The sequence below is a fragment of the Ureibacillus terrenus genome (assembly GCF_006569205.1).
GTDB classification, from domain to species: Bacteria; Bacillota; Bacilli; order Bacillales_A; family Planococcaceae; genus Ureibacillus; species Ureibacillus terrenus.
In genome coordinates this window covers 99,864-119,142 of sequence record NZ_VIGD01000002.1, presented here as the reverse complement: position 1 = coordinate 119,142, position 19,279 = coordinate 99,864, and the positions used below count along the sequence as shown (strand labels likewise).

The 19,279-nt window shown below is 41.4% G+C and carries 17 protein-coding genes; 3 read left to right on the top strand and 14 right to left on the bottom strand.

Features of this window, described 5'->3' with window-relative positions; translation table 11 throughout:
• Positions 1 to 189: 189 nt before the first annotated feature.
• Positions 190 to 645: an SgcJ/EcaC family oxidoreductase gene (locus FKZ59_RS02580; RefSeq protein ID WP_141601170.1), complete on the bottom strand. Its 456-nt coding sequence runs from the start codon at positions 643 to 645 to the stop codon at positions 190 to 192.
• Between the two features lie 553 nt (positions 646 to 1,198).
• Between FKZ59_RS02580 and dptF the strand changes: the two genes are divergently transcribed.
• Genes dptF through dptH form a run of 3 tightly spaced genes read left to right on the top strand, consistent with a single transcriptional unit; the run spans position 1,199 to position 10,045 of the window.
• Complete coding sequence (dptF, locus tag FKZ59_RS02575; RefSeq protein ID WP_141601169.1) at positions 1,199 to 3,454, top strand: DNA phosphorothioation-dependent restriction protein DptF; 2,256 nt, start codon at positions 1,199 to 1,201, stop codon at positions 3,452 to 3,454.
• A gap of 5 nt (positions 3,455 to 3,459) precedes the next feature.
• The gene (gene dptG, locus FKZ59_RS02570; protein ID WP_141601168.1) at positions 3,460 to 4,824 is read left to right on the top strand and encodes a DNA phosphorothioation-dependent restriction protein DptG; all 1,365 of its coding nucleotides are present in this window, start codon (positions 3,460 to 3,462) and stop codon (positions 4,822 to 4,824) included.
• Positions 4,805 to 10,045, top strand: coding sequence for a DNA phosphorothioation-dependent restriction protein DptH (dptH, locus tag FKZ59_RS14880; RefSeq protein ID WP_246045785.1), 5,241 nt, complete (start codon positions 4,805 to 4,807; stop codon positions 10,043 to 10,045). The genes dptG and dptH overlap by 20 nt, the downstream gene beginning before the upstream one ends.
• 28 nt (positions 10,046 to 10,073) lie before the next feature.
• Here the strand turns inward: dptH and FKZ59_RS02560 are convergent, their stop codons facing one another.
• The 13 genes from FKZ59_RS02560 to FKZ59_RS02500 all read right to left on the bottom strand — a co-directional run bounded on the left by FKZ59_RS02560 (position 10,074) and on the right by FKZ59_RS02500 (position 19,248).
• A complete protein-coding gene (locus FKZ59_RS02560) occupies positions 10,074 to 11,426 on the bottom strand; it encodes a DUF2357 domain-containing protein (RefSeq protein ID WP_141601167.1) in 1,353 nt (450 codons plus the stop codon).
• A complete protein-coding gene (locus FKZ59_RS15185; protein ID WP_141601166.1) occupies positions 11,390 to 11,671 on the bottom strand; it encodes a DUF2357 domain-containing protein in 282 nt (93 codons plus the stop codon). The genes FKZ59_RS02560 and FKZ59_RS15185 overlap by 37 nt, the downstream gene beginning before the upstream one ends.
• Positions 11,574 to 12,539, bottom strand: a complete 966-nt coding sequence (locus tag FKZ59_RS02550; protein ID WP_181733145.1) for a DUF2357 domain-containing protein — start codon at positions 12,537 to 12,539, stop codon at positions 11,574 to 11,576. The genes FKZ59_RS15185 and FKZ59_RS02550 overlap by 98 nt, the downstream gene beginning before the upstream one ends.
• Entirely contained in the window at positions 12,511 to 14,478 is a 1,968-nt protein-coding gene (locus FKZ59_RS02545; protein WP_246045783.1) for an MrcB family domain-containing protein, read from the bottom strand. The genes FKZ59_RS02550 and FKZ59_RS02545 overlap by 29 nt, the downstream gene beginning before the upstream one ends.
• A gap of 142 nt (positions 14,479 to 14,620) precedes the next feature.
• A complete protein-coding gene (locus FKZ59_RS02540) occupies positions 14,621 to 15,268 on the bottom strand; it encodes a sigma-70 family RNA polymerase sigma factor (RefSeq protein ID WP_181733144.1) in 648 nt (215 codons plus the stop codon).
• Positions 15,243 to 15,425, bottom strand: coding sequence for a hypothetical protein (locus tag FKZ59_RS02535; protein ID WP_141601163.1), 183 nt, complete (start codon positions 15,423 to 15,425; stop codon positions 15,243 to 15,245). Before FKZ59_RS02535 ends, FKZ59_RS02540 begins: the two co-directional genes overlap by 26 nt.
• A gap of 255 nt (positions 15,426 to 15,680) precedes the next feature.
• Positions 15,681 to 16,130, bottom strand: coding sequence for an NUDIX hydrolase (locus tag FKZ59_RS02530; protein WP_141601162.1), 450 nt, complete (start codon positions 16,128 to 16,130; stop codon positions 15,681 to 15,683).
• Between the two features lie 256 nt (positions 16,131 to 16,386).
• Entirely contained in the window at positions 16,387 to 16,665 is a 279-nt protein-coding gene (locus FKZ59_RS02525; protein ID WP_141601161.1) for a hypothetical protein, read from the bottom strand.
• A gap of 13 nt (positions 16,666 to 16,678) precedes the next feature.
• Positions 16,679 to 16,858 (bottom strand): hypothetical protein, encoded by a 180-nt coding sequence (locus FKZ59_RS02520; RefSeq protein ID WP_141601160.1) that lies wholly within the window; start codon positions 16,856 to 16,858, stop codon positions 16,679 to 16,681.
• Between the two features lie 120 nt (positions 16,859 to 16,978).
• The gene (locus tag FKZ59_RS02515) at positions 16,979 to 17,509 is read right to left on the bottom strand and encodes a DUF2812 domain-containing protein (protein ID WP_141601159.1); all 531 of its coding nucleotides are present in this window, start codon (positions 17,507 to 17,509) and stop codon (positions 16,979 to 16,981) included.
• Complete coding sequence (locus tag FKZ59_RS02510; RefSeq protein WP_141601158.1) at positions 17,506 to 17,823, bottom strand: PadR family transcriptional regulator; 318 nt, start codon at positions 17,821 to 17,823, stop codon at positions 17,506 to 17,508. The genes FKZ59_RS02515 and FKZ59_RS02510 overlap by 4 nt, the downstream gene beginning before the upstream one ends.
• Before the next feature lie 282 nt (positions 17,824 to 18,105).
• Positions 18,106 to 18,363, bottom strand: coding sequence for a hypothetical protein (locus FKZ59_RS02505; RefSeq protein WP_141601157.1), 258 nt, complete (start codon positions 18,361 to 18,363; stop codon positions 18,106 to 18,108).
• 375 nt (positions 18,364 to 18,738) lie between these two features.
• Entirely contained in the window at positions 18,739 to 19,248 is a 510-nt protein-coding gene (locus FKZ59_RS02500; RefSeq protein ID WP_141601156.1) for a YfiT family bacillithiol transferase, read from the bottom strand.
• Positions 19,249 to 19,279 lie beyond the last annotated feature (31 nt).

Sequence of the window (19,279 nt, the reverse complement as noted above, 5' to 3'; positions counted from 1 at the left end):
GCCGCCAGCAGCGCCGCAATCAGCAAGCCGGCGACACCCCTATTACCACAATGTATTATGGAAAAAAGAAATTATGACTCCATTTGGATGGGAGCGGTTATTCGGAAAGACGGGACCTGCCAAAAGAATCGGCGGCATCCGGTCAAAAAAATGAGGCAATCCAATGCAACTTGGGGATTGCCTCATCCATCATCCCGGCTGCCGCATCTTGTCCAGCAGCAATTGGCGCAGCCCTTCCGTCACGGCTTCCGAAAGCTCCGTCGCCGGAGTATTTTGGAACAATTCAATGGACCATCGGCCGCCGTCTTTGACAGCGATGACCGTCTGATGGGCATTGGCGTCCTTCCCGGCATCCGCCTCCCCGGACGCCGCCATCTCCGCAACGGCGCGCAACAGCGCCACATTATTCCCCAAAAAGCGGATATCCTTCACCTTCCCCACATACGAAGCCGTCGGACCGCTTTCAAAAATGGGCGCAAGATGGGAAAGAATCTCTTCCCTGCCGGTCGCGATGCTTCCGTCAAAACCGATCTGCACCCCTTCCTCCCCGAACAGCGCCGCCATGCCTTCCGCATCCCGACGATTCCAGGCATCGATCAATGTTTCATATAGACGTTGAACCTCTTGGCTAGTGGACATATCCATTCCTCCTCGTCAACAGAAAACGCTTGCAAATGTACGAATATTCTTTCATTTTGCCGACCAGCGCTTCCGCTTAATGAAATTGTTGCTATGAATAGTATCATACTCGAAAACGAGGAATTTTTCGATAGAAAACGGGAAATTTGACGGAATTATTTTATCCGGGTTGGGAGAAAGGGAATTTACGAAGAATCCGATTTTGGGGATGAATCCGGTTGGCATCACGCGCCGATGCAAAATGGGTCCCGAGAAGAACCGGGAGACTTTCGTATTTATATATTAAACTGTCCGGTAAATATGTCTCCCTTTCAATCCTCTTCTCTCTTTTCTCCTGCCTGACCCTTTAATAGCAACATTTTTATCCGATACATTAAATAATCTGCTGTTTTTATCAAAATATAAAAATTCAATTTCTCGAAATAATTTATTTGTTTATATAATAGATATAACCTTTTCTCAAGTTGTAAAAACTCTGATATTCCATTACTTGCCTTAAAAGTTTAAAGATTTCTATATTATAATAACAATAATTAAAACATTTTAATGGTGGTGTGGTATGGAAAAACAGGAAACCGCTTTTGAATTTATAAAAGCACATAATCCCGACTGGGCGACGCTTGCCAAAGAATTTGAATCATTACTTTTCAAAGACGTTGATGCTTCTCTTGTAAAGGCCAGAAAACTGACCGAACTTGTTATAAAAGATGTTTATAAATTCGAAGAAATCGAGTACCCGGAATATACGAATCAATCCGAGCGATTAGTCCTGTTAAAAAACTACGGGGTGATTGACGAAGAATTATTCAAACTGTTCGACCGGATTCGGCGAATGGGCAATAGGGCGGCTCATGATGATAGAAAAACCCCTATCGCGGATGGCCTTAAAGTACATAACAATTTATACAGCACCCTGAAATGGTTCATGGAATCCTATGTCAGTTATGATATCCAAGTTCCGGAATATCAAGATCCAAAGCCGGAAACTCTCGATGACACAGTGAAAAATTTATTAAAGGAACTTCTTCCGGAATTCTTGAACAAAAGCACCATCAGGACTGCACCCGACCAAGACGTTTCGGCTGATGAACTGCCCGAACTTCATGGTTCCAGATTGTTATTCCAACTGAACCGTTTGCGGGAGTCTTCCCAAGATGCGGTTGAAGGTTACAAAGGTCTGAGCGGGTTTAAACAATACTTGCATGTGTCCCGGCCAATCGAGAAGAGGCTCGAAAATTATTTGCGTGAATGCGCAAAAGCCGAAAATAGCCGACTCATCCTTCTTTGCGGAAGCGTCGGTGATGGAAAATCCCATTTGATCAGCTATTTTTCCACCAAATATCCGGAACTGATGGATCAATTTAAAATCCACAATGATGCCACGGAAAGTTTCGACCCGAGAAAAAATTCGCTGGATACGCTTGCGGAGGTATTGGATGCCTTTTCGGATGAACGGATCGAGTCAAGCAAAGAAAAGCTGATTGTTGCAATCAACTTGGGCGTATTGAACAATTTTATCGAATCCGAATATGCGGAAACCAAATACAACAAACTGAAAGAGTTTATACAAAATGCCAATGTTTTCGATTCGAATACGATTTCAATGCCTCCTGAACACGAACATTTCAAGCTGATCAACTTTGCCGACTATAAAAGTTTCGAGTTGACCGCAAACGGTCAGGTTTCCGGCTATTTAACCGAATTATTCAAAAAAATAACGGATAACACGGCCGACAACCCATTTTACCAGGCCTATCTGCAAGACAGGGAAGCGAATGTCGCAAAGCCTCTTCTTATAAATTACGAGATGTTTTCATCTCCGTCCTTGCAGCAGCAAATCATTCAATTAATCATTAAAACGATTATCAAGGATAAGGTCATCATTTCAACCCGGGAATTGCTCAATTTCATATATGATATTCTGGTTCCAAACACTGTGGACGAACTGCGGACAGCGGACTTTATCGACATGCTGCAAAGTCTGTTGCCCAACTTGCTGTTTGAAGGCACCGAGAAATCCTATTTGCTGAAAATATTGGCCAAACATGACCCGATCCACATGAGGGTCAAAGAAGTCGACGAACATTTGATAGAGCTGAATAATTCCGGAGACTTTTACATGTTTTTCAGGGATATCATTTTTGATTCCTCAGCCCAAATATGGATCAATCATTTAAAAACCGTCGACGACATCGCCTATCTCGATAAAGATACAAAACGCGAATTATGTGAACTCTTTATTAGGGCAGCCTTCTTGTTCAAGTCGCATCTAAATGTATTTTTCAAAGATGATGTTTATTCAAAATACATGAAATACTTGTATGCCTATAACTCCGGAAAGAAACCTTTGCTTCAAGATTTATATTACGAAATTCAGAAAGCCATCTATTTATGGAAAGGAAGCCCAAAAAACAATTACATCTTTATCGACGATGAGGGAGGCAAAATCCGGATTGCCGAGCCTCTGACTTTAAAGCCGTCCGTAATTACCATCGACAATAAAAACGCTAAAGAGTACGTGGAGAGATTCACCACTACCCTACTGCTTGGATTCAAATGCGAATCGCACAATGAAATCCACAAAGTAGAAATCGATTTCCCATTATATGAAATGGTGATTAAAGTACTGAACGGCTATAAATTGAACAAGAAAAACAAGGAAGATTCAATCAAATTTATCGATTTTATTGACAAACTACTTCCATATGGAAAACAAGTGGAAGAAATCCTTGTCAAAGACATGGAGCATCATTTGACATTCACCATTAAATACAATGAAGAATTCGAATCTTATTCATTTAGCAGGGAGCAGTGATTTAGTTGCACGGATTAGAGGATTTGCGAAAATCGTTAAATGTCAAAGAAACAAATGGAAAGAAGACACTGAAGCATACAATTAACAAGAAAACTGCGTTTCTGCCCTTCCAGACAAGAAATCCCGAAAGAGCGAAGTTTAAAAACGGATTCTCTCCTGTACTGGGGCAGCTATTTCGCAATATCGCCGGAGTAAAGTCCGCATCCATTGAAAGAGACAGTTTGATCAGGAGCATTTGCGACACCGTCATGGCCGACGACGAAGATAAGCCCCATTTGGAAAGGATAGTAGATACCTTTATATATCAGTCCGGTAATATGAGAATATTTCATCCGATCATCTATAAATACATTCCCCTTTCCGAATCAAAAGAATCGGTCGGGGAAAGCGAAATTGCCCAATATATTTATGATTCATTGATTGGAGAAAACGAAGATATTCTCAGTGATTTTTTTGCGGTGAGCAGCTCGGAACACGTTCTGTCACGCCTCATCATCGAGCATTTGCCGGCTTTGGAAAAATCGGAAATAAAACGGAAGTATTCGCCTGCCCTTCCGTTCATCCGCGAACTGTTCCTGGAAGATTTAAAAATTCTGTTAACCAACCGGGAATTTTTCATGAATCACATTAATCTATTCTTTGCCTACTACTATTTCTATTCCATCACTCAAATGACAATGAAACTCAATCAATTTGAAAAGATGGATCCGGATCACCCCACTCCGGTTTATTATAATCTGGACTGGGAAAAAACAAACCGCAGCAGAAGGGCTGTGACAACGGGTTACAAACAGATCACTGCCAATGCCAGAAAATTGTTGACCCATGTGAATACCCTGGAACACTTGAACTTTATTTTTGGCACCGAAAATAAAAACTATCTCGAATTGCAGGCTATCTTCAATGAACTTGGCCAAGAAAAACAAGCACAAATATTGGAAGATATCTACACATGGACACAAGAATACACGGAAATCGTTTTGGGGAACAACGAGGAAATCCGGAAAATGTCCACTTTGGAGGATGCCATAAGACAGCTTCAACATCAGTTAAACGAAGGATTGCCTTTGGAAACAAGGTATCGGTACGCTCTGGCAATCAATGAGATAGGAAAATTATATTTCATCAAATCCCGCGGGTCTCTCGGGAACACGCTCAATGTCTCGCAAGATTTCCTGATTTTATTGACCGCCGTTTCGGTCAAAAAAGAAAAAATATCTTTAAAACAATTGTTCAAGGAATTTGAGAGACGCGGGGTATTTTTCGACAGATATTCCCAAGAGGAAATCATCGAATTGTTCAACAAACTAAACTTAATCGAGAAAAGAAGCGACAGTGGTGATGCACAATATGTTAAACCAATTTTATGAATATATGTCCAACAAACTTGTAGAGTTTTTAAAAGGCCAGAAGCTTGAAGGCGGAGAACGTTTCTATCTTCAATTCGATTATGAACAACATGTAAAAGAATTTTATGAAGCTTTAAGGAGCCTTCCGATATCCGAGGAATTTATTTACCAGCATGAACACGGAACGCCTTATGAAACCTTTGCATTGAACATCGATGGAATCAAAGTGGTCATTGCCGCTACAATCAATGGCATTACACCTGATTTTTTGGTCACTTTGCGGAATTTGGCAAGCGATCAGGAAGGCGATTGGAAAAATACCGCATTGATCAGCATTTCCCATCTGTCCCTGGACAGTATCAGCGGAGGAAGCAAAGACCTTCAACAAAAAGGGATGCCGTTCAATGTAAGAAGCATTACCAATTTCATCAAAGAAGAACTTGACTTCAACAATGCGCTTTCTGTTTCCGAAAAAGAGATCATCAAATTCCACTTGGATAGAAAGCTCGAAGATCTTGTTATCCAAACATCCATCTGGGATTACGCGGATATCATCGCGCTGATCAACAAAGGAATCGTTGCCGAAGAAGACTTCAAATCGCTCAATCTATTTCCGGACAAGGAGCTTGGAAAGAACTGCTATTTGAAACCGTCAGAAATCAAAGAGCGTTTGGACAAGAACCACCGTCTGTTTGAGACGGTCCAAAGAATCCATGATTATGAAACGTTGGACACTGAACTCGAAAAATATTTTGACGAAAAAATCATTCCGGCACTGAAGAAAGAAGATTGGTACAAAACACAGTTTGCCCAAGTAAACAATGCCTATGACAATGTAAAACATTCCTTCCAATATCTAAGCGATGAAACCAAAAAGCTGAACAAAAATGTTACATATTGGGAAAAACCGCAATTGGAAACAAAGGCAGGCAAACGCAAAAGACATATCATCGTCTTCAATGAAAACAAAGATCCGGCTATCCAGATGACATTTGAATTTGATGATTATCTGAAAAAACAATTTATCGATAAAAAAAGCGCCCCTTTTGCCAGTGTCAGCGGGAAGAAATTAAAAGTCACCCTTCCCTGCTCCGAAGAAGTCGCGTTTTATAAAATCGTATATAAACATAATGGCGACAGCCAATCCCGCTATGAATTCAATTTTTGCATCGTGCCATTCCCCGAAAAAGAGTTGGAAGGCATTGAATCCATCTATGAAGTGGTCATCAAGGGTTCGGATCAGCATATATTGCTCAAATATGAAGACGAGAAAACAGCCATTGGCTCCGGCGAAACAGAAATTCCGCATGAGATAAAAGAGCCTTATGAAACGGTCCAAAAAAATCCAAACGAAAAGCTGATCATTTCCGTAAATTCTTCCGCTTGGGAAGACGATTCATTGACATTTAATTTATCGGTTGCCGGAAAATACTTAACATTCGAGTTTAAAGATACCGATATCAAATCCTACCCGATTACGGCCGGAAGAGTATGGAAATTGAAAAGGGAAAAACGCGAACATTTTTATCTTGAAAATGACAGATTGAAACAAGGAACGGCCACCTATTATCCGCACGAAGATTTTAAAAACATCCTTCTGCTTGAGAAAGAATGGGTGGAGAACAAATATCTTTACATTGCGGATGATGAAAAGGTCGCGGATTCCGCCCTGCCTGCAGAAATATTGGACCATTACCGCGCATACCTTGACTACTTCTCCGGCCATAATCGACTGCCGAGCCTGGCTTATATGGATGAAGAATTGCAGACTTTGGCAAAAAATTATGTGTCATCGGTAATTGAAGCGATCCAGTCCATCAAGGAAGATTCGCTTTTATCAACCGCGCAAAAAAATATCTTTAAACTCGGAACAATCAAGAAAAACGAAAAAATATGGCTCACACCTTTGCATCCATTGAATGTGGTCTATCAATTGAACCTTGAAAACACGATCGGCGATGAAGTACTGGACAGTACCATCCTTGAAAAACTGCATCCGAGAAACCTCCTGCCGTTCATCTATTCGGACAAAAATTCGCTATACAGACCGACGATGAACGCCAAATATCCGGAATGGCATGAATACGAGCCGGAAAAATTGGTGACGGTCGGATCGGCAAACGAATATTTGGCGAACGTCGTGGAAGAAAAGATGAAACAGTTTATCCAGCACTTCGATTATCTATTTTTGGAAAGCTCCCATTCTCCGTTGTTCCTGAACATTATTCAAATTCATAATGACAGGGAAGTCGTCAAAGGTATTTGCAATTTCCTGAAAAAGCATTTGGAATCCAGGGGCCCAGGCGGCATGATTCCGGTACAGGTAGGTTTGTACCGCGAGGACATCGATTCCCCGAGCCATTTCGAAATCTTCTCTTCCCTTCAAACGCCGGATAAAGTGGAGACGGAATTCGATATCAGCCTCAGCTCCAAAGACTTTGATCCGGTTGATGTGCTGCGGATCATCAGGGAACACATCAATTATTACAAAATGGAACTTACGCCGAATACCGATTTCTCTTATGCCCATATATCATTCTATAAAATTCCGACCCAGGACATCGATGCTTCACATCCGGTCGACAAACTGGAAACCGGCATCTCGTTAAACGGCATGATCTCGTCGGTGGTATCGATCGCCAGCGATTCCGACTACCGTTCCGGATTCGGCCTGATGAACGCTCCGGAAGAGAAAAACGATTTGATCACCTTGGCTGCATGCTACAATGAACTTTCTTACAACATGCAAAATGAAGGAATGAATTCCTACACAAAAAACAAATCAATCGTACTCAGCACTTCGACAGAAGGAAAATCGCTGTTGAATAAGATTTATAAAGCTTCCCATTGGGTCACTTTCATCGACCCGGGAGTGGACTTGGACTTTTTCCAGCAGTCAAGTTCGGACATTCTGGTCATCCATTACAACGACCAATACACTTCTTCCGATTCATACGATGCCATCACGGTTACCGATAAATCAAAACAGTACAAAAAAGTGATTGCGGATTATCTGTCCGAAAAAGTGAAAGTATCCGACGAGAATATCGATCTGGCAATCAAATCCTTCAATTCCATAAACGGGGAATGGCTATTGAGAATCATCGGCAGCAAAGGTCATTTCGCAAGGGAAAAAATCAGCATCATCGCCGCCATGAAATATTTGGAATGCTACTTCCACCATTCGAATATCATTTGGATTCCGATTTCACTGGAAGAAATTTTGCGGGTGGCATCCGCAACGAAACTCAACAAATCGGAAGCCATTTTCTCCGCGAAAAATTTAAATTCGAAAGGCAAACATAGCGATGACATTCTTTTGATGGGCATCGAAGAAATTGACGATGCATTGTATCTGCATGTTTATCCTGTCGAAGTCAAAATCGGCAATCTGCAGACGGCAAAAGCGAATATCCAAATCGAAAAGACGAGCCGACTGTTCAAAGAGGCGTTGATCGATCAGCCGGGCGAAAACAGCTTCAAAAAGAAATTCTTCCGGAATTTCTTTGCCCAAATCCTGCTTTCCAACGCCAAAAAATTGCATTCAAACGGTTTATGGTCCGATGAAAAATACAACCGGGTCCACAGTCTGAAAGTGAAATTGTTGAACGACCGATTCACGATCGCGCGGCATCTCGAACAATACATCGGCCAGGGTGCCGTACTGAACTTCAGAAAAGATTACGGATTCCGTTCCGCTGAACTGGAGGACAACATCCTTAAACTCAGCTTCATCGAAGAAGATGCCTATGCAGGCTTGGTGATGGACAACCAGCAGATCTTGGACAAAATGCTAAGCGGCTTCATGGATTTCATACCGGAAAAGCTGCTCTACAACCAATATGCTCCTGAACAAATAAAGGAAAGTCTGAGGGAAAATGCCGTTCAGCCGCTTGTGAGGGATGAAATGGAATCTGTGTCGGACGCGTCTGGGATTCCGGAAAACGGCGGCAATGACGGACAAAAAGAACCGGTTTCCAACGAAGAAGCTCCGCCATTTAAATATGATGAGCCCGATCATCATATAGGGCTGGTCGGAGAAAAGGAGAACGACAGCTACATTCTCGACAATTCTTCAAACGATGAAGAATTAACAAAGAAATCAGCCGCCAAGTCGCCATTATCGGAGATTCGCATTCCAATCGGCGCGATTTCCGGTTCAAACCAGACCCTCTATTGGGAATTCGGAAATCCGCAGCTTGCGAACCGCCACCTGTCCATTACAGGCCGGTCCGGCCAAGGAAAAACCTACTTCATCCAATGTCTGCTCTGGGAATTGGCGAAACACGGCATTTCCAGCATTGTCATCGATTATACGGACGGATACAAGAAGTCCCAATTGGAAGAGGAATTCAAAGCCAAATTGGGTGCCAATTTGGAACAGTTCATCGTTCTGGCCAAAAAGTTTCCAATCAATCCGTTCAAACGGAACCAGAAAATCCTCGACGAGGATATCGTCATTCTGGAAGATGATTCGGATGTGGCGGAAAGAATCAAGAACGTCATCGGATCCATCTACCCTTCCCTCGGCATCCAACAGCTCAATGCCATCTATCAGGCGGTCATGAGAGGCATGTCGCGATACGACGAAAAGATGAATCTGCAACTGCTCCGGGAGCTGCTGGAGGAGGACGGATCCAATCCTGCGAAGACGGCCGTTTCGCAAATGAATCTGTTGATCGACAAAAATCCGTTCGACTACGAGAAAAACTTCGACTGGTCCTTCTTAGAAAAGGAAAAAGGGAAAGTGTTCATTATCCAGTTGACAGGCTACTCACCGGACGTCCAAAAAATGATTACGGAATTTGTATTGTGGGATTTGTGGTACTACAAATTGCAGCACGGCAACAAAAACCTGCCGTTCCCGGTGGTGCTGGACGAAGCGCAACGGCTCGACTTCGGCAATGATGCGCCGAGCTCCAAAATTTTGGTGGAAGGACGGAAATTCGGCTGGTCCGGATGGTTCTCGACCCAATTCCTGAAAGGCGGATTCTCGAGCGATGCCATCAGCCGCCTGCAAAACGCGGCCGTAAAAGTGTACTTCGCCCCGATGGAGAACGAAATCTCCACCATCGCGGAGAACCTGACCCAAAACAACGCCGAACGCAAAGAATGGGAATCCAAGCTGAAAAACTTGCGGAAAGGCCAATGCATCTTCTACGGCCCTGTCCGAGACAGAAACGGAAAACTGTTGCCACCAAGACCTTACCTTGTGGATATTTATCCGTTGGAGGAAAGATGAGTTTACTCTGTATAAAAAGAGCTGGCAGCTAAATATTGGCTGCCAGCTCTTTAAACATTTCAAACAGATTTTCTTCTAATTCCTTTAATGAAATCTCCTTGATGATGTTTCCATTATATTCATGAAACAACGACTTGCTTCCCCAATGGAATATATGGTTGCCTACTTGAAAAAATGAAATTCTCGTATTTTGTGCAACTGCTTTTGTGCTCAACCCAATATCTACATGACCAGCAACCTCTTTTAACATTTTCAAAAACTGGCGCTGGAGATTATCTTCGAGTAAAAGTTCAGGTATTGTATATGCACCATGATAAAGATGCTCTTTAATCAAAATGGGCTCCGCTAATGTGTAACCATTAGATTTAATCTCATTCAATGGCGACGGCCAGCTTTCAACTTCAAAAACAATATGTTTTCCATCACGGATAATGTTCTTTATAAAACTCTCATGATGGATGCCGTTTGAAGTGCACAAAGCTATTTTCTTCGCTCTATTCCACCGCTTTGGCAACTTTTCTTCCATTATTCGAACGGTTAATTCCTTTGAATTCCCAAGGGGAACAACTAATACATATTCCGAATCATCTTTATACAAAAACTCCTTCGTTCCGATTGGCAATATCTCTTCTTCCTGCAGTTCATCGGCCGTTTTATTCAATAAATTATCAATAAGGCTTTCAACTAAATCTGTCGCTTTCGGCAAAAATGGAAGGCCGCCAATATTGACTTTTCCAATACTTTTAAATAATGGATGCTCCTTATATTTGTCTTCTTCATTCCACGGAAATAAAACATAGGCGCCAAATGCAATCCGTTCATAACTTCCTTCTTTTTCAGCCACAATGGCATCCCGATATCGATGCATTGTGTTGATATCATCTTCCATCGGTCCCGGTCCCCATGGGCTTTCTTCAGCGCCAAAATTGATACGGTATTTCGCGTCAAAAATATACATATAATCGTAGTCTCTGCCCAATTTTTCAATCATAAGCATCGTATCAGGGATTTGCCTTACCGTTGTACTTTTTCCCGTAGAGTATTGATATTGTAGCTTAATAATTTCGCCAGTAGTTTTATGTTTGAATATTCTTGTTGCTCCACTGCGTTCCGAAAGATTAACAATCAACCCATCACTAGTAGTTTTTATAATATCTTGATCAATCTCATCACATTTTTCTTGAAGGATTTTTCCCAATCTCAAAAAAGTCCAATATTCATAAAGCTTTGCAATATCTTTAATGGACATTTTATAAATCTCACCACTCAAAATAATCCCTTTAGACAGAGTTGCGTAAATTTGATAGACATCCCGGTAACCCGGGGCCATTTGCAAAACCATGCTCATAACCGGGATTGAGTTTGTAAAAGAGGGCCGCACCTGGTTCCTCCGTCCATTTGCAAAACCATGCTCATAACCGGGCGATCCAACCGGCCGATATTTTGCCAAAAAGGAGTCTTCAGTTTCTTTAAAACTTGATTCTTCATTTTGTTCAGAAGTTTTATTACTTCTTGATCAGGTTCTATATCAAACTTTGGCTTCTGAATCACTTCCAATAAATTTTCGATGCGGCTCTTTAGACGCTCCAATGTAATTTTGATATATCTTGTTTTCGTGGGTATCATAAGTATGAATTTTTTTCATAAGGAGACCTTTAATCGGCATTAATTGTTTCCCATTTAAAGCTATCCCCTTTTTCACTTCTTCAAGGAGTTTTGCATTTTTTCTCAAATAAGCCCGTCCAACAGTATCCTGTTTTCTTAATCGATCTCCTCGAACCTCTTCATAAACGGTGATCAATCGGTGATGGGGTTTCTGTTCCACAAAATTTACCGCTTTCATATAATCATCAAAATGTCTTTCAATCAGCCTGTAAAATTCAGTCCCTGTCGGCTCTTGATAGACTTTCGCAGAACCTTTTAAAAAAGTCCGTTTAATAAAATCATAGGCAATATAAAGGATTTCGCTGATTTCTTTTATAATGGCTCGATAGTCATTCTTATAATCCAATTTTGCCGGATATACTTCCATCACAACAGATAAAAGCGTGTTACCTTGTTCATCTCGAATTTCAAAATTACTGAACCCTACTTCATTTTGGAAATAAAGAATTCCGCTTAAAATATTAGTATCTAAAACCGGACGGATGGCCTTCCGAAATCCCTCATATTCGTGAAAAAACTGAATTCTCGCATTTTCCCTTTTAGGCTTCACCTGTGTTAAATATCTGCCATTTTCAAAGAAAAGCGGCAGAAAACATTTATCCTGCCGCTGCTCGACTAATTGTCTACTGGTTACATCATAAATTTTCACAGTTGAATTTAGATCGTTGCAACTAAAATACATTGTTTCATGTTGATCGATAAAGGATTTATAACTCTCTTGAAGATAACGATCAAAATCAAGGTCTCCTGATATGGACAAATAAAGATCATCGGTTTCGATGGTAACAAGCTGTTCATTTCTAAGTAAGCCAAAAGGAAGTGAAGCCATTTTCATCCAACCTCTTTTTCATTTCCTCAAGTTTTGCAATACATCTTGGATACTGACTAAGTTCATCCTTCAAATTCTCTAAAACATGGCGCACTATATGCTCTGTCCCGCTGATGCGCGGGAGAATTTTCTGCATGATGCAAAAATCCATCGCTTCATTTTCCGGAAGAAGCATTCCAGCTTCCGCATTATGTACCATGTAGAAACAAATCTCATCACGCACTCGATATCCAACTTGGGCATAAATAGGCTTCAAACAATCATTGATCCTGCTGATGATTTCAGAAACTTTCCGGATAAGCGGCTCATGCTCTGCGAATACATCCTTAAGAAAAATATACTTTGCTTCTAACACTTTATTAGAAACCCAAATCGGGTCCAATGGATGGTCATTTTTTTCAAAAGCACCGAAATTCATTAAATCAACATCATTAAATTCAATTGTATTTGCGCGATCTAACACTTTTTTACTGAAAGTATGGGTTGTTTCATCCATGTTAACAGTTCCAATTACATAGAGATTCCCTGGAAATATTAACGTTCTTTCGGCTTCATTTTCATCTTTATATTGAATTAGCGGGGATGAAGTATAGTTTCCATCCTTATCCTTTTTGCGGCTTTCCATGACACTCAATACATCACTAAAATAGTACTCCACCCGGGCCAAGTTCATTTCATCAAGCAGAACAAAATGTGGCAATTCAGGATATTCTATGGCATGTTCTACCATCTTCAGAAAAGGTTTCTTTACAAATTCCCCCTTAATATCTTCGTATCCTAATAATTCCGAACTATCGCTCCAATCAGGGCGTACCGGAATCAATTGAAATTGGCCATTGCTTTCCGTTGCACCGAGCGCCTCCGCAAAAAGTTGAACAATTTTTGTTTTTCCTGTTCCAGAAATGCCGGAGATGATAACAAAGGGTTTAGTTCTTAGTGATAAATATAAATTAACAATGTTTTCATAACTATAAAATAATCCTTTACTTTCAATGAATTTGTATATATGTTCTAAAACCTCATTATTTGTTAAATTCAAATTTGTATCAGCCTGATTGGTATTCTCTAAATTATCTTTATTTATCTGACTTTCTCCTTTTTTCAATTTTACAAAGTCTTCATACAATCTCACCATCTGAAATAGATCCTGAATAAGTACTTCATCAGAAGGAATATTATTTTTATCATATTCTATATAAATTGCAACTGAATCTTCATATTTTTTCGCTAAATTACCTTTACCAAGTTGGATTTTAGGTTCGTATTTAAATTGCGTATTAGGTGACAATAAACTTCTAATTTCTCTTTTTATTTTCTCCATTTCAACCTTAGAAGTTTTTGTTACTCCTTGGGCGAAAGTTAAATATACTTTTCTCATATCCTCACTGAATAAATAAACTATATAGTAGCCACTTTGTGTAGATGTGGTAATTTCCGTATTCATTATCGCAATCCAAGGAACAGCTGCCCATTTCCCTGTCCCCACTGAACCATCAACTTTATATTTTTCACTTATAAATGGTAATTTTTCGAATTCAGAAGTAATCTGGTGTCTTACAAAATTACCTAATGGATTTTCTTTAAAAGGTTTTGTTTTCTCTACTAAATACTCATCCATTATTTTTATAAGACCTATTCTTATAGACTCATTATTTTCTGATAAATAATTTCTTAACCCCCATACTCCACTTCCTTTTCCTTTTACAGAATAGAAAAGATCGCTACTATCTCCAGGCTTTCCTCTAAATATCCCTTCTTTAGCATCACTTGAATGCTGATAAATATTTCTCCGTACTTGTGCTTGCCAATCTTCATATTTATCTAAATTAATATTTCCTCGTTCTTTTATTTTTTCATAAATTTCGTTAAGTGTACCAGTGCCACCTAGATCCATTAAAGATTGAATTATTTCGTTTACCCACATTGATTTTGCATCCATTTAAAATACACCCATTTTCCAAAAAATAAAACTATAATTATTATTTTGTTAAATTATAACCCAGTAATTTAATTTATAAAATTAAATAATTTATTAAAACAGATACCGTGTTTTATAATATTCAAATATATAATAGCTTATCTTATAATAATAAATCTTCATACTTTAACCTTTTCATTAATAGTTTTATACGTAACTGCTGTAACCCTTTATTTTCAATTTGTCTAATCCTTTCCCGTGATAAACCATACATTTTACTTAGTTCTTCCAATGTTTTTGGTTGCTTGCCATGCCACCCATATCTATGTTTTATGATATTTCTCTCCCTATCAGAAAGTTGACTCAAACACTCATCCAAGATTTGTATTAATGATTTTCGCAATAATCGTCTTTCCGGATAGAAAAAATCGAAATTATGAAGATAAGGGTGATTATCAGGATCAATTTCATCCAAATCAATTGATGAGTTTTCTTCCTCTTTGACTCCAATTTTATCTGGCAATAAAAGTTCCAAAAAGTTATAATCTATCTTCTTTACTTCTACATATGTCAATAGAGTAATCCCTACCTTGTTGGCAACCCATTGATAATCACTTCTATTAAAGAGTGAAATTGATTCATATTCCGCTTCTATGATTTTTCCGGTAAGTTCATATATATGACAAGGTAATGTAACAGTATAACCATTCTTTGCAACTGCATTTTTGATTGTAGATCGAACCCAATAAGTTGCATAGGTGGAAAAGGCAGCCCCCCGATCTAGTTCATATCTTTCTATTGCCTTTGCCAAAGCTATAACACCAATAATCCTTTAATACCTGTTCAGATAAATCGATATTATATTTTATAAACATTTCTTCCTTTATACCACTTAAGTCTATACGATCATTCTTTTTATATTTTTCAATTAGTCCTTCAATAAAATCCATTGCGGTAAATGTTTGCATTTACATCCCATCCCACAATAGAGTTTATTTTTCTCCCATATACAGTTAATTTTATAGAAAATTCCAAATTTTAAAAGTATTATCTTATCATTTTTAACCATTACTTTCACATAAAGTATTACGGTACTTAAAACAAAAAATAGCATCTACTTCTTATTTTAATATTCATAAATATAGGGCTGAGCAAAAGTTTCAGCCCTTCTAAACCACTTTTATTATCGAAATAAAGTTACTTAAAAATAATACGATGTAGTTTCACCCATCAAAATTTTCCACCAACCCAACAAACCTCCGATGACTCCCCACCATGTTTTCCGGCAGGCGATTTCGAGGGAAGAAGCGGACTTCGAGGGTTTCGGAGGGCTGGAATTCGAGGATGCCTTCCGTATCCTCCGTGTAGAAGACCGCCGTGACGCTGTAGAATTCGTCGCCGTTCGGGGCTTTGGTGTAGAATTCCTTGCCGGAGAAAACATGGAGGAGTTTCAGGTTGCGGATTTCCAGGCCGATCTCTTCCCGCACTTCCCGGATGGCGACTTCCTCAAAGCTCTCGCCGAGCTCCATGAGTCCCCCTGGAAGGCCCCATCTGCCTTCCGGACGCTTCTGCAACAGCACCTCTCCCCGACCGTTTCCGATGATCACCACCGAGCCCGGCAGAATGAGCGGTTTTGTTCCCACATATTGTCTCAAAAATTTATAGTATTCCATTGTCTTCCCCTGCCCCGTCAAAAATTGTCCTTCTCTTATCATGCACTCCCCAAACAAAAAAGTACAGAGTTTTGCAAACGGCTTTCCACCGTCTTCCTAAATGAAACCTCATTCAGAAGCCGGCCGCATCGGCATCCTTCCCGCGCAGCCCACGCGAATCGCAAAACTCCGCACTTTTGATTTCTTCTTCGCTTAATTCTGGCACAGCTTCGGCATTTCCCATCTCGAAACGCTTCCGCTTCGCCGGCTCAGCCCCTTATTCCCATCCTTCCTCCGATGCCGCCTCTTCGTCCACATCCGTTTCCTCTTGCGCCTTTCCGCTTTTCAGCCCCATCGCAATCAAAACGGCGCCGACGAGCATTTGGACAATGCTCAATATAAACGGAGCCCATGTGCCTGTCCAGGTCAGATTGTCAAAAATATTGGCGACCCTGTACCCTTGTACATGAATGGCAATCGACATATGGACAAGCCCGAACAGCATCGTGCCGGTGAACACAAAAAATGCGCCCAGCAACACTTTCAATAGTTCCACGTTTCCACCTTCTTCAAAAATCCATTTTTCTCAAATATACTTTATTTTCCATACATTTACAACAGCAGAAAATGTAATAAATCCGTTGCATTTGCCCGCCTTCTTCTGCACCGGCCCGATGCCCATCGGCTTGCAACGCTTTTCCATCCCGCTCCGCCACGGCCCCTTGCATCCGGATAGGCCGGACTTCCATTCCGCAATTTCCGCGAATTTGCGGTCTGCCCGTCATTTATCGGGGCGGAACTTGCAATCCGGGATGTCCCACGCCGGCACAACCAAAAACCCCTTCCCGTCATGGAAAGGGGCTGCCGTTTCATTCAAAAAAGCTTTCCTGCAGCTTCTTCTTTTTTCTGCTGATTTTTATCATTTGCACGCCGATGATGAAGGCGGACAATGCGCACACAACGCCTGAAGCGATCGGCACCGCTTCGATGTCCGTCATCCTTGCGAGGGAGAAGTTGTACCCCGCGCCGCCGATGGCCACCAAAAACAGAATCAGGAACGTGTTTAAAATGCGGTTATAATAGGCGATTTTCGAGCCGGCATCCGTATACAGTTCAAATGGTCCCCCATCCGCCGGCTTTTTCGCGTAAATCCAGCCGAACGATTCATGGACAATGGAGGCGCCGCTGTCCTCCAAAATCCCGACATATTCTTCCTTCTCCTCTTTCGGCAGATTGCCGACGAATTCAAGCCGGTAAATGTATGCCCCCGGCTCGCCTTTCCGGAACACAAAGCGGCCGGGCGCGAATTTCTCGAGGTGCCATCCCTTTTCGGCCATGTCGTTGATCCACCGTTCTTCTTTGTCGTAATCCAGAAAAATGCGGTATTTGACCTTTTTCATTGTTTATTCCCTCCCCCGGTGATGAGCAGCCCGTTATGATACAGCTCCGAAAGCCGCGCGATTTCCGCTTCCACCGCCCGTTTTCCTTCCTCTGTAATGACGTATTCCTTTTTCCTTCCTTCCCCTTGCAAAGGGGCGATCCAATTCCGCTTAAGAAGCGACTTGATGGCTCCGTACACCGTGCCCGGCCCCAGGTGCACCCTTCCTTTGCTCAGTTCGGAAACGTATTGCATGATTCCATATCCGTGGCGTGGTTCGTAAAGGGCCAAAAGGATATAATATACCCCTTCGGTCAGAGGCGCTTTGTCGTCCATTTTCATCCCACCTATCGTCATTCGATATATCGCCTGTTGATATAAATATATCATACCCCGATATATTTGGCAATCATCCTGATGTATTTTTTGAAAATTTGCGGCCTGGGGAATGGGCATACGGTTTCAAACAACAAAAAAAGAGAATTTGAGTCCGCTCAAATTCTCCCTGCTCCATTTTCCGCTTTTCTTTTCAATCAGCCGTACCTTTCCGCAATTCGGCAAGGCATCCAGGCTTTCCCTGCTTCCGGGAATGGCGTTTCTTCCCCGAATGTAAACCGCTTATTCTTCCGTTTCCTCCCCATCTGCCCGCGACTTCCTGCCGCTTCGGATTCCCAGGATGATCAATATGACGCCGATGACCAATTGAAGATTTGCCAATACATAGGGGTAAACGTTTTTCGTATAGTACAGGTTATAAAAGAAATTGTCGATCGTATATCCCACGGAATGGAACGTAATGCCCATATGGATCAAGCCCAGCAAAATCGAGCCTGACAAGATAAAAATGGCCCCAATCAATATTTTCATTAAATCCACATTTTCACCCTCTTAAATTTCCTTTTCCTCAAATATACGGCAATTCCAGGAAATTTACTATACTCTAAAATCGAATGATTTCATGGCATCGGACCATCTCCTACTCCGCCGGACATACGCCCTGCATTGCAGGGATAATAAATGCCTTCATCAAAACAAAAATGTTGATTTTGTAAACCCGGTGAATTTTACAACATGATCATGGACTAATCAAATACATATTGCTTATACTTTATCTTCAATTTGACTTGTTTGAAGTTTTTTTGCCAATAATAAAAAAACATTATAAATGTCCAAATTCTTCCGGCCGCTTAATGCCTTTCATCCACAAACAAAAACCCGGCCCGCCGATCTTTCGGCGGGCCGGATTCCCGTTTATCTGGATAATGCGATTTGGATATGGGCCAGATGGTGTTCTTCGTGCCAATGGCATTTTGCCAGCTCGGCCGCCACTGTGGTGTTGCCGTTGATTTGATGGCGGTATGTTTGATGGAGCTGTTCCTCCGTCAAAGTCCGCGCGTAGGCGGCAATCCGCGCATTGAGACCCTCAATGATTTTCAAGGACGCTTCCACCGGCAGTCCGGCATCCGGCAAGACCGCCCATACGTTTTCATCAAATGCCGGGATGGACGGGTTGTCCTCCGTCAGCGCCAATTTCATCCGGATATATATGTTCAACTGGGCATCCGCAATATGATGGACGAGCTGCCGGACCGTCCATGCCCCTTCCCGGTACGTTTTATCCAAATCCTCGCCGCTCAGCCCGTCCACCGCCTCCTTCAGCCGGGCTGGGAATGTCTCAATGTCCTTCAACCATTCTTGCACCTGTTCCAATGTAATGGGATCAGGGATTTGGAGTTCCCCGATCGGATATCTGACATCCATTTTCTTAATCCCCTTTACTTTTTGAACTGAC